This window comes from Aquimarina algicola (assembly GCF_006443095.1).
GTDB classification, from domain to species: Bacteria; Bacteroidota; Bacteroidia; order Flavobacteriales; family Flavobacteriaceae; genus Aquimarina; species Aquimarina algicola.
The window spans coordinates 198130-211302 of record NZ_VFWZ01000002.1 but is presented as its reverse complement, the minus strand read 5'-3'; the positions used below and the strand labels follow the sequence as shown (position 1 = coordinate 211302).

Below are 13173 nucleotides of genomic sequence, written 5' to 3'. Positions count from 1 at the left end.
CTATACCCTATAAAAAATAGGATATAGCAGTTGGTTTCTAAAAAAATTAAATTACTACCTCTTATTTAATTAAGAAGCTTCCTTCATAGCGATTTTTATAACTATCACCTCTTACAATATATTTATATACACCTTGTTGTAAATTATTTGCGGTAAATGTAAATGTATTAGAGGATGCTCCTGTAGAGCTATTTATGTCTTGTTTTTGTACAACTCTACCTAACATGTCTACTACAGATATTGATATTTTCTGATGTTCTGTTGGCAGGTGTATTGTGGTTTGACCTCTAAAAGGATTTGGAGAGTTGAAAATTGTAACTCCTGATTGTATAGAAGTTTCTGTATTGTTCTCGTCAATTCCTTTTGATTGAGTGAATGCTAATTTAGCTACTTCTAGTTGGAAAGGAGAGAAACTCTTATAGTCACCTTGTATAGAGAATACAATACTTCTTAACTCATCCGGAACAAAGCTTTGGTTACTTTGTGTATAGAACTTAGAGAAAGGAATCGTATATGTTTTTTTCTTAGGATCTGCTTTGATTACATACCTCAGCCTTTGACTCCAGTCTACCAGGTCTTTGGTTACCAGGATCACTTCTACATCTTTGTCTGCAAACAGTTCAAATTGTACCGCTTTGTAATCAGAAATATTTAATGTAAGATCACCACCAAGTATGTTTCTAAATAAGTTTAAAGTTTCTTTGATATTTCCATTTACATTCGCATCTCTTTCTACAAAATATTCTCCTTCGTTTTGGTCTGTTCTTTTATTTTCAGAAATATTGAATCTATTGATGTTTGCACCTTGCTCAAGGTAATCAATACCCCAAGGTCCATCAGCAAGATAAAGGTTATCTGCTTTGTTAGGATCATCAGTTTTGATAGAGAACCCTATATCAAATAAGTATCCTGTTTCTATAGTTACAGTTTCAGAATATGCTCCTGATAATGGAATGGTCTCCGTCATTAATTGCTCTATTGATAATTCTGTAGCTCTTTTGTTTCCTCTAAAATAGAATTGGTTTTCTTGCGTCTTATTTATAATATCCAAAGTAAGCTTACCATCTCTATAAAATCCTTTTTGTACAAATACTGATGGGATGTTATTAGGGATAAAAGTTTTACCTAGAGGTTTATTCAAAGCTAATTTGTCTAGAATAGTATTCGTTATTTTGGCTATTTGTGCAACAGATCCTCCCCATATTTGGAAATTAAGGTAATCACCTTCTGGGTATTGGTTAATGTTCCATAAACTATATAATTCATTTTGAAACTCATCTGTTCTTACAGAAAAGTGTACAGCATGCTCTATTTCTCCACTTCTTCTTTTAATTTTGGTATTGACCAAAGTATGGTTTCCGAATCGTAATGTTCTTATATCTTCTATCACAGAACCATTAAGTCTATCGCATATTGTTTTTGAGTGATCGTATACTCCTCCTTTGGTTGCCATTGCCAAAGCTGCTGCAACTCTATCACTTTGTTTGTAATAATCTATTGAGAATACAGAGGTTGCATTGGTTACTCCTATTAAATCATCAGGACTGGATACAAAAGAAGTCTCTGTTCCTGATGCTCCCGTAGCAGGGAAATAAACACTCAAATCAATCTGGTTTGATTTAGCATATCTTTTGCCCGGAGCAAATTTTTGCTGTAAGCTCTGTTTGTTGAATATTGTATTGGTTTTGGATCGTACAAAGTTTCTTTTTGCGATCAAAGTAGCTAAATCTCCATTGCTTTCTAATCCACCATCATTACCAGAGGTTACAATACCTTCTTCTGTAAGTTCAAGGATATTAGTTGTTTTTAAAGATTGGTATTGATCTGCTTTGATATGAAATAATACATCATTAAAATCATGGTCTGCTTCCGGATAATCCCTTCTTGCATCTTCAAAACCTAATACGATACTTTCATTTTCGGTATCAGCCAATAGGATATTGTGAGGGCGCAGCGCTTCGTCACATTCAGGGTTATAGTCATCGTCAGAGTGCAACTGCCATAATCCAGAGTCTATTGTTCCACTATCCCAACCATCTGCAAGTAATACCCAACCGATACCGGTATTAGCAGGAATACTTCCTATACTTACTGTATTACCGGCACTTAGGTTACCATCACTTCCTGCTTTTGAAGCATTAGGAAACACAATAGTAATATCTTCTGGAGCCGGAGTATTTGTAATAGGTGAATTGATGTCGTATGTATAGTACCCTAAAACACTTTTGTAATTTGTATTTTCTCCAATGAAGGTTACAGTGATATTTGTTGTAGATTCTACAGTAATATTAGTATCGTATCCTGAGTATATATAATTAGGGTTTACGTTTGGTAAGTTATTGCCTTCTGGTAAAGCTCCATCAATACGGTTAAGGTAAGATGGTGATAAAGTTTCGTTTGCACCTAGATAATCAGGGGTTCCATTACTGGTAAATGTTCCTAAATAATTATATCGTTCGCCAATACTTGCTAAAGGAAAACTAGCAGGAGTCTGATCTCCGTTATCAGAATCAAATACAGTCTCTTTGGTATCAAAGTTATCATCAAGACCATCTTGATCAAAATCATTACCGGAAGCTACTGTATCTGCAATATTATCACTATTAGTGTCGTATGCGTCTACAGTATCAAGTTTACCATCGTTATTAGAATCGGTATCAAGAAAATCAGGATTATCTGTGGTATCTGTATTTACATATCCTTGTGGAGTTCCTCCCTGATCGGGATCAAAAGCATCATCCATACCATCTCTATCCTGATCAGTACCTGATAAGGTTACAAAGCTTGCACTGTTTTGACCTTCAATAAGATCTACAATACCATCTTGATCGGCATCAATATCATAAGGATCATATATTAAATCGCCATCGGTATCTGGTGGAAAAAATGCTACTCCTGTTTGATCAACATCAATAACATCTGCTACACCATCAAGATCAGAATCAACATATCCAGAATCTTCAGAATTAAACATTCCGTCACCATTGGTGTCATAACTACCTAATCCTGCTTCTACAATATCAAAAATCCCATCATTGTCACTATCAAGGTCAAGTACATTTGGTACACCATCTCTATCAGTATCAAAAGCAAGAGATACCCCACTGTTACATGTATTACCAAAGTCAGCATCCAGATAGTTAAAGATTCCATCTCCATCATCATCACCATAAGGGTCAACTCCGCCACCTTCTACAACATCAGGAATACCGTCTCCATCTGTATCCTGATCATACGGGTCTAATACTTCGTCTTTGTCAGCATCGATAGGAGATACACCACTGGCACACTTGAATCCATCATTAGAATTAGTTACTTCTGTATTGTTAAGAAGTGAAGCATATGGGGATGTACCTTCATAATCGTTTACTAAATATAAACCGCCATTATTACTCGATACGTATAATCGATTACTAGTATCAGTATAACATGCTCCAAAGGTATGGCTAGGTAAATCAGTTACACTTTTACTACTAAAAGCAGGAGTAGCCGTAGCCAAATCCCATTTGTACATATTGCCTCTGCTACCACCATAAAGATTGCCATTTATAAAAACGATATCTGCACATGAAGCTGGTGATGCCTGATCAGACACAACGATTTCAAACACAGGTGCAGAAGAACCATCATAATCTTGTAGATTAATAATTTTATGAAAAGATCTTTTGTCTAATGAATTCTGAAAAACCCAAAGGTTTCCTTCACTATCAACATCGGCAGCATAACCACCACCAAAGTTAATACCACCATTAGGAGCTACCGCTCCAAGATCTACAATTACATCTGTACCAATTCTTAATAAATGCTTATCGCTACTTCTAATTGCGTATAAAAAGTTATCTACAGGGTTATATCCTCCTGCATTATACGAAGGATATGTATGTAAAGGATCAGAATATGTTCCTGTAATAGGGTCATAAGATCGTAATGCGCCAGAGATGACCTGGTAAAATTTACCATCATTACAATCAAAAGGTTGTTGAGCATAAGTAATACTTGTCAAAAAGATTACTAGTATAGGGAGAATTTTTTTCATGATATATCGATCATTAATATTTTGGGTTATACCTCTAAACTAATACAAACATTTTTTGATAGTCAGAATATTCGTTGAGTTGTATTTTTTGATAGTTTAATAAAGTATTTAGTTGGTTAAACACTTATCTGTTTTATTGTATATAATGTGTAGAAAGTAGTTATCTTGTCATATAATAATCTGTTTTTAAGTTGAAAATATCGGATACATTTTTTCTTGGGACTCTGATTTTAAAATAACTTAACCAGATGATTAAAAGGTTGATAGGGATAAGAAAAGAATCTTTTAATGTTATTTTTGATCCTTCTACATCTATCCAGCTATCTAAAGGTTCTTCGCTAATGCAGTTTAATAAGTCTTTAATCCCAATATGTTTTTTAAGTCTAAGAAAGATTTCTATGTCGAATAACCATCTGCTGATAAATCTTTGGCTATATACATTTTCAATAATACTCTTTTTGAATACCTTAGCACCACACTGTGTATCTTTGATCGGTAATTGAAGAATAAATTTGATAAAGAATCCAACAACACTAGACAAGAACTTTCTTACAACGTTTCTTTCTATGTTTTTAGATTCGGCTGCTTTTCTAGAACCAAAAACCATACTCAGCCTAGAATTGCTATTTAATTTTTGTACTAGTGTGTGCATTTCTTCTAATGAAGTAGAAAGGTCTGCATCTAGAAATGCGATGTTATCAATATGATTTAATTCTGCCAGATAATTAGCTCCTGTTTGTACAGCAGTAGCTTTACCTTGATTCTCTTCTAAATGAAGAACAGAGATTTTTTCTGGATTAAATTTTCTGAGTTGCTGTAGCAGATCTAAAGTGTTATCAGAGCTGCCATCATTTACAAAACATAAATGATATTCTGGATTGTTAATTAGGAAGTGGCAAAATTTTTCAGTCTCCAACCTATAATATTCATTATAGCATGGAATTATAATTCCGGTAATTTTCGTCATGTTATCTAAGATTTGGGAATACTTCCGGGGCTTTGAAGTATTAGGTTTTTAAAATGGTCTTTACTTCATTTGTAGACCTTTAAAATCTTTTAAATTATGTTAAACATTCTTCTGGGGCGAGAAGATCATTTTACACTTTGACGATAATTACTGTATTATAACTGAGTGTTTATTATTTAATTACTAATGGTTTCTTAATTCTTTTGTAAAGATAGGAGTGTTTCTAGAATATTTGGTTACGGTAAAACCACAAAACTTTTACGATAACTCTAAAAATTGTGTATTTCATCGATAATTATGTATTTTAACGTAAATTTTAACATTTTTATTTTGTTATAATGTAAGTAATGGATTACATAAGTTAATAAAATTAAGATATTTTATGTAAATTTTTATGTTAAAAACAGTAGGTTTAGAATACAATAAGTGCTTAAATATCATAAAAATATGTTAATAAATGATATTTTTTGATATTGTTAATTTGTGAAAGCTAGTAATTTGTTGAGAACCAATTGATTTTTTTTACCGTTGTTTTTATAGTTATTATTATTTTAACAGTATTAATCAACAACTACACAAATGCGTTTACCACTTTCCTTTTTTATTCTCTTTTTATGTCTTACTTTCTCTTTTACATATTCACAAGATATGCAGACGGGATTTACTTTTTTGGAAACAGGAAAATATAAAGAAGCTAAATCTTTTTTTGAAGAAATTTTAAAGCAATATCCAGACAATAAAACAGCTAACTTATGTTATGGAAGAGCAGTGGGATTATCCGGAGGGTCAAAAGAAGCGGTTGCAATATTTACACAAATGCGTAATGAATATCCTGATGATTTTGAAATCAAATTGAACTATGCAGAGTCTTTATTGTGGGATCAACAATTTGAAAAAGCGGAGACATTTTATGAAGATTTGGTTAAAGAAGATAAAAATAGTTTTCCTGCTGTGCTTGGCTATGCTAATACATTGTCTAATCTCAAAAAATATGAAAAAGCACTACAATATGTAAATAACGCTCTCGCACTACAAAAAGGAAATCAAAATGCATTACTATCTAGAAAATATATTAGGCTGGGCTACGCCAATACATTAGCACAAAATAAATCATATAAGAAAGCTTTGCAATACCTTAATTCTAATTTAAAAGACTTTCCGAATGATAAAGATACACAGCTTAACCGTGCTAATATTTACTTGATTACCAATGATCTTAGAAATGCAAAAAAGACGTATAATGCTTTAGCTTCAAATGCAAAGGATAGTATTATAGCGCTCAATGGGCTGGCACTGGTTGCGCATAAAGCCGAAAACGATAAAAAAGCACTTGCCATTGCTATCAAGGCTAAAAATAAAGTAAAGGCACTCAAAGATGATAAAGATATCTATCTGTCTACCTATGAGCGGTATATACAAGCACTGCTTTGGAATCGAAAATTTAAGTCTGCTCGACAAGAGCTATATACACTGCAAAAAGAATATCCAAATGAACTCAAAACACTTGGGTTGAGAGCAACCTATGGTATGTATACCAGTGATTTTGGGATGAGTTTAGACCAATATAATACAATACTAAAAAAGGATCCAAAGTCATTTGATGGTAATCTTGGTATTGCCAATGCATATAGAGCTGCTGGTGATGATATCAAATCATATACATATGCTTATAAAACATTACAATATTATCCTAAACAGCCTGATGCACAAAAATTAATAAAAACATTAAAGAAATCACACACACCATTTATAGAACAAAAGACCGCATTTACATTTGATAATGGTGATAACGAAGCGATAAACGCATCTTTACGATCAGAAATCCCATGGTCAACAAAATTTGCATCGATAGTGCAATATGATTATCGTACTACTGAAAATACAGTAACGAATGATAAAGCTAGCTCTCATGATATCTCTGCCGGTTTTATATATAAACATACTGGTCGATTATCACTACAATCTCAAGCCGGAATTACAAATGCAGATGGATTTACAACTGACTTTACAGAATTGATCGCAGAAGTGGTGCTTAAAACTAAACCCCTTAAACTACAGAATTTGGATATAGGGTACAAAAGAGAGCTACAAAACTTTAATGCCGATTTATTGAATCGTGAAATTGTGATGAATAACTATTTTTTGAATTATAATCTGGGTACTAATTTTAATTTAGGATGGTATACACAATATATGTATACTTCGCAAACAGATGATAATGTAAGAAATCTTTTGTTTACTTCTTTATACTACACTTTTTTTCGTAAACCTATTATAAAAGGAGGACTTAACTATCAATATATTTCTTTTAAAGATCAGGTACCTACAATTTATTTTAGTCCTGAGACATTTAATCTTGGAGAAGTGTTTCTAGAAGTAGTGAGTGACCCTCAGAAAAAATGGTTTTATCAAGCCAGTGCCGCCTATGGTCAACAATTTGTAGAAGATGATCCCGGTTCGTCTACCTATAGGGCAGAAGCTAAATTTGGATATCGTTTCTCTGATCGTTTTATAGTAAATATATTTGGTAAATACAGTAATATTTCTTCTGCAACAGCTGCAGGTTTTGAGTATACAGAGTTTGGTTTTAAACTAAAATGGTATGTTCTAAACGCTCCTATTTTTAATAAAAAGATAAAAGCATTAGAACGGTAGCAGTATTAAGATTAAGGAAGAAGTCCTATTGATTTAGCTGAGGATGTTAACTCAAAAACTAAATGTTATGCTTAAACAAAATAGAATAAAATTTACTTTATCATTTTTTTTGATTTGTACAGTATTTACCTATTGTCAGAGTAAGAAAATGGAAAAAGGTGAATTTGTAAGGATGTTTTTTGAAGATGTTTTTATCAATGATAAATCTTTAGATGAAATATCAGAAAAATATAGATATAAAGGCTCAAAAATTAAATCTAAAGATGAGGCAAACGAAATGTTTAAAAAGCATATCGAATTTTTAAAGTCTGAAAAAGAACATCTTCTCGAAAGAAGAAATGGTTTTAAGGTAGAAACTTATGAAAATAGTTCTAGAAATAACCTATTGCCTTTTGAAAAAAATGAAAGAAAAAATATTTACGTTGTGAGCGTTGCTGATAACATAGAATCCTATATTTTAATGAAAGAGTCGAAAATTATTTCATTACTATATTTTCGTAAAGGAAGCGATTCTAATGCTTACTTCATACCATATTATGCTAAATCAGAATATTAAGATATAGGCATAAATTGAATTTCTAATTTTAAATTTGCTATAAAAGTGTAGTCAATTTTTAATAAAAAGATCCAAAAACTACAAAAACAATAGCGAAAGTATATCATAGACTATACTTCCGCTATCTTCCCAAATCCTGAAACACTAAACATTATATAACCATAAAGCTTCCTTTGTATTTCTTCTTGTTGTTTCCTCTGATAATGTAATAGTATATTCCAGGAACAAGATTTTTGGTTTTAAAAATTATTGTATTGTTATTTGGTGTAACGTTTTCTTGTCTTACCGTTCTACCAAGCATATCGATTACTTTTAGATCTATTTGGTCATAATCTCCCGGGATTTGTATCGTAGTTTGATTTATAAATGGGTTAGGATAGTTTTTTAAGATCGTATCTTTTGAGTCTTCTTCAATCAACACTTGCGCTAATTCTTCGTTTTCCTGTGTTGCTTCTGAAGCAAAATCTGTATTTTCTTCGCTTTTTGCGCCTTCAAAACTCAACTCAGATACTTGTAGATGAAAAGGAACAAAATTTTGATAATCACCTTGAACTGAAAAGACGATACTTCTGATTTTTTTGAAGTCTTCATTTTCTTCACTGCCATTTACAAAATGAGAGAATGGGATGTTATACAGTTGCTCTTTGTCGCTAGCTTTTATGTTGTATCTTAATCGATTGTTCCAGTTTGTTAATCCTTCAGTTACTAGGATTACTTCTACATCCATATTATTTTGCATTTTAAACTGTACTGCTTCATAGTCAGTAACTTCTAGGGTAAGTTCTCCGGCTAAGATGTTTCTAAATAAGTTTAATGTTTCTTTTACCTGCCCTTGCACTGTTGCATCTCTTTCTATTAAGTATGTGTCTTCTGAGTGTTGTATATTGTGTTTTCCAACTTCAAAATTTTCAACAGTAACACCCTGATCGAGATAATCAATACCCCATGGTCCGTCTGCCAGGTATAATCCATCTACCTGAGCAGAGTTTTCGCCGATTATAGAAAATCCTATGTCAAACAAATAATCTGTTTCTATAGTTACTTGCTCTTTATATGTTCCTGATAATGTTACTACTTTGTTTATATTTTGCTCTATAGATTGCTCAGTTCTTCTAACATTACCATCAAACATCATTTGTTTTGCTCCAAATTTATTTACAATATCAAGTGTTATTTTACCTTGACTGTATGCTCCTTTTTGTACAAATACAGTTGGTGTTCTATCGTCAATCTCGTAACTTTTTAAAGCTTTGTTTTGACTAATTACATCTATAATATTATTAGCAATAGTAGCTACCTGAGAAACCGATCCTCCCCAAATTTGAAAATTAGTGTAATCTCCTGTCGGGTAATTACCGATATTCCAAAGGCTATATAATTCATTTGTTTTGCTACCTTTTTTGATCGAAAATGTTAGTGCATATTCTACTTCTCCGGTTGCTCTTTCGATTTTACTACTCACAATCGTGTGCTTTCTTATTTTTACAGTTCTTACATCTAGTAATTTTGATCCATTAAGTCGGTCACAAATTGTTTTTGAATGATCATATACACTTCCTTGTGTAGCTGTAGCAAATCCGGCTGCAATTCTTTTTGCGCCTTGATAATAGTCTACAGAAAATACTTTTTTTGCATTTGTTATTCCTACAAGGTCTTCTGGACTCGAGATATAGGCTGATTCTGTTCCAAACATTCCGGTTTCGGGAAAATAAGAACCTAGATGTTCACCAGATGTGTTTGATTTTGCATTGGGCTTAAATTTTTTCTGTGATTTTTTGGTATTAAAAATGCTATTTGTTTTTGTTCTGGCAAAGTTTCTCTTTGCGATTAGGTTTGCCAGATCACCATTACTCTCTAATCCTCCATCATTTGCAGAGGTAACATCTGTTGCGCTATCTACATCAGCATAATTATCTGTTTTGATCGCTGTATATGGATTTGCAGTAATATAGAACAAAGCATCATTAAAATCCTGATCACATGATGCATAGTCTCTTCTAATATCTTCAAACCCTAAGATGATTCTTTCGTTTTCTGGATCACTTAGTAGTACATTATGGTATCTTAATTCTGGATCACTCTCTGGGTTATAATCAGGATTAGAGTGTAGTTGCCAAAGACCTGATCCAACGCTGCCATTAGACCATGCATTGGCCAATAGTACCCAACCGATTCCTGTTCCCGGAGAAAAAGTACCAATTTTTACCTTATTTCCTACTTCTAATCCACCACCACTGCCTTTGGCAGAGACGTTTGGAAAAATGATCGTAATATCTTCTGCTGTTGGTGCAGAAGCAGATGGGTTATCAACATCATAAGTATAGAAACCTAATACATTTTTGTAACCTGCGCCTTCACCAACAAATGTTACCCAAATGTCTGCTGTTTCAGTTAGAACAATATCAGTATCGTATCCCGAAGAAATATAATGTGGGTTGTATTCGGGTACAGGATAGCTTTCGGGTAATGCTCCTGCGATCATATCTAATGTTTCTTGAGAAACAATATCACTTTCATCTAGATATAAAGGCACCCCATTACTGTCAAAGTCACCTAAATATTGATAGTTTTGAGCGCTTAATAGTGTAGTTATGCATATGCTGGTTAATAGTAATATTTTTTTCATGATGTTATAAATATTTGAATTTGAGATACTCAAAATTAATTTATAGACATCACAAGAAAACCTATTACTCGTTGGATGGTAATTTCCCGTAGGTGAGTGGTTTATTATAAAAGATAGGTATATTTATCGATAATCTAGATTTAAATGCTACAAGGCTTGCTTGCCTCGACATCACATTATTTTCTAACTGAACCTTGCGGGCTTGCTCCTAGATAGTTCACTATAATAAATTAAGGCGTTTCATTAATTCTGGTCGATTAGAACGACTCACAGGAATGACATCTCTCTCGATGAGAACACTATTGTCTTCTATATCAATTATTTTCTTAATATTGATCACATAAGAACGATGTACTTTTAAGAATAAATCATCAGGTAATTTTTCTTCTATCTTTTTTAGTGTAGAATGAACAGTATAATTTTGCTTTTCGGTTTTTATAAGGATATAATCTCCTTTGGCTTCAATAATATTGATAGACGGGAGATCAATTTTAATTAATCTACGATCAATGTTGATGTACAAATCATTTTCTTCTGATGATTGAGTATTGTTGTCTGTATTGGTTACAGGAATTTCTTTTGGAGGAGAAGCTGCATCTTTTGCTTTTTGAATTGCTTTAAGAAAACGTGGTAATGTAATGGGTTTTACTAAGTAGTCTACGATGCAATCATATTCAAAAGCCTCTAAAGCAAAATTCTTATCAGAGGTAGTGAGGATAATTTTGGGTGGGTTTTTTAAGGTTTGTATAAAATCAAAACCTGTAAAATCAGGCATATGGATATCAAGAAAAATAAGATCTATTGCTTCTTTATTTAAAAATTTGATTGCCTGAATTGCATTCGGAAATTCTTCAATAACAGTAATATCTTCTACTTGGGAGCAAAGTTGTTGTACGATTGCTCTTGCCGTTTCTTCATCATCTATAATTATACAATTCATAAAGTATTTAATATTTAAAGGGTTTCAAGAAATTGCTCAATAGATTCTAAAATTAACATAAATTCTGAATATAACGATGTATTGTTTTCTTTCAGCTCATTTTCAAAATCAATTGTGGTCTGATAACCTTTTTCAAAACCAAGCATTCCTATTTTATGTTTTAGCTTATGTACATTTTCTGCTGCTTTTAGATGTGCATTGTTATTATAGTTGGTTAAAAACTGGTCTTTCTCCATAGGGAATTCCCGCTTTATAATATGAATCAATTTTTGTTCAAACTCTTCTGAACCTGCTGCTAATTCTTTTATATAAACTAAATTAGGAGATTCTTTCATTCTTATTTTTTTAAGGTGAAATAAAATGTTGTTCCTTTATTTAATTCTGAGGTTAGCCAGATTTTACCACCATAAAAATCTACAATTTTTTGTACTATAGATAAACCAATACCAGTAGATTTTTTATCATCATTAATACTCTGAAATATTTTGAATATTTTTTGATGATACTTTTCTGCAATGCCTTTACCATTGTCTTTGATAAAAAATTGCCAGAATTTTTCTTGTTCTTCTGCAGCTATAGTGATCATTCCTTCTTTTTTATCAATACTGGCAATGGCATTGGTAATTAAATTTTCAAAAAGTTGTTGTAATCTAAGTTTATGTGATTTTAATACAGGTAATTTACCTATAATTTCAATATCGATATGTTCAGGGATTTGAATTAGTGATAAAATCTCTTTGATGAACTGATTGAGATCTATCATAGAAGCTGAGCTTTCTTTTTTATCAATCACAGAATATTGCAGAATCCCGTTGATAAGATTATCCATTTTCTCAATATTTTCATCAATTAAATTTAAATTCTTGTATGTGATTTCATCAGATATATCTCCATCTTCTTTAATCCAGTTAATTAATGCATTAATATTTCTAAGAGGTGATTTGAGATCGTGTGATACGACATGAGCATAATCTCTTAATTCTTTATTACTTTTTTCTAAATCTTGTAAAATGATTTCTCTTTGTTTTTCTATCTCAGAAATGGTATGTGCTTGCTCTTCTATATGATTTGCAAGTTCAATACCACTAAGTTCTTTGATTTCACCACTTTTTTGATTTTCTTTATGATACGTTACTGCATTTAAAATATTAGTCGCATCTTTAAGACTTAGAATAACTTGTTTTTGCTGGTCTGCTTCTTGTTTTAATTTTTGATTTGCGTCATATAATTCCTGAGAACTAATGGACATTGCTCTCTGTAACATTTTTAACTGATCTTCATAATTTAAGTAAGACGCTTGAATAGCCTCTAGAAATGATTTTAGATTAGGATCGTTTTTTGCATCCTCTCCAAGGTGTTTCCGTATTTGTCTTGTTAGTAATGAATTCATTTT

At 32.2% G+C, this 13173-nt stretch carries 8 protein-coding genes; 2 read left to right on the top strand and 6 right to left on the bottom strand.

What is annotated here, in order from left to right:
* Positions 1-61: 61 nt before the first annotated feature.
* Together FHK87_RS04625 and FHK87_RS04620 are read right to left on the bottom strand one after the other, a co-directional pair.
* The gene (locus FHK87_RS04625) at positions 62-4036 is read right to left on the bottom strand and encodes a DUF6923 family protein (protein ID WP_140590536.1); all 3975 of its coding nucleotides are present in this window, start codon (positions 4034-4036) and stop codon (positions 62-64) included.
* A gap of 160 nt (positions 4037-4196) precedes the next feature.
* Positions 4197-5003, bottom strand: coding sequence for a glycosyltransferase (locus tag FHK87_RS04620; protein ID WP_140590532.1), 807 nt, complete (start codon positions 5001-5003; stop codon positions 4197-4199).
* Positions 5004-5582: 579 nt separating this feature from the next.
* Between FHK87_RS04620 and FHK87_RS04615 the strand changes: the two genes are divergently transcribed.
* Positions 5583-7658, top strand: a complete 2076-nt coding sequence (locus tag FHK87_RS04615; RefSeq protein WP_226294087.1) for a tetratricopeptide repeat protein — start codon at positions 5583-5585, stop codon at positions 7656-7658.
* A 148-nt stretch (positions 7659-7806) separates the two neighbouring features.
* Positions 7807-8214 carry a hypothetical protein gene (locus FHK87_RS04610; protein WP_140590529.1) on the top strand — a complete coding sequence of 136 codons (408 nt, stop codon included), beginning with the start codon at positions 7807-7809 and terminating at the stop codon, positions 8212-8214.
* 151 nt (positions 8215-8365) lie between these two features.
* On the opposite strand, the gene FHK87_RS04605 is transcribed toward FHK87_RS04610, so the two are convergent.
* The 4 genes from FHK87_RS04605 to FHK87_RS04590 all read right to left on the bottom strand — a co-directional run bounded on the left by FHK87_RS04605 (position 8366) and on the right by FHK87_RS04590 (position 13170).
* A complete protein-coding gene (locus FHK87_RS04605) occupies positions 8366-10840 on the bottom strand; it encodes a DUF4114 domain-containing protein (protein WP_140590526.1) in 2475 nt (824 codons plus the stop codon).
* 220 nt (positions 10841-11060) lie between these two features.
* Positions 11061-11780, bottom strand: coding sequence for a LytR/AlgR family response regulator transcription factor (locus tag FHK87_RS04600; protein ID WP_140590523.1), 720 nt, complete (start codon positions 11778-11780; stop codon positions 11061-11063).
* Positions 11781-11794: 14 nt separating this feature from the next.
* Positions 11795-12115: an Hpt domain-containing protein gene (locus FHK87_RS04595; RefSeq protein WP_140590519.1), complete on the bottom strand. Its 321-nt coding sequence runs from the start codon at positions 12113-12115 to the stop codon at positions 11795-11797.
* A 2-nt stretch (positions 12116-12117) separates the two neighbouring features.
* Positions 12118-13170 carry a sensor histidine kinase gene (locus FHK87_RS04590; RefSeq protein ID WP_140590515.1) on the bottom strand — a complete coding sequence of 351 codons (1053 nt, stop codon included), beginning with the start codon at positions 13168-13170 and terminating at the stop codon, positions 12118-12120.
* Positions 13171-13173: the final 3 nt, after the last annotated feature.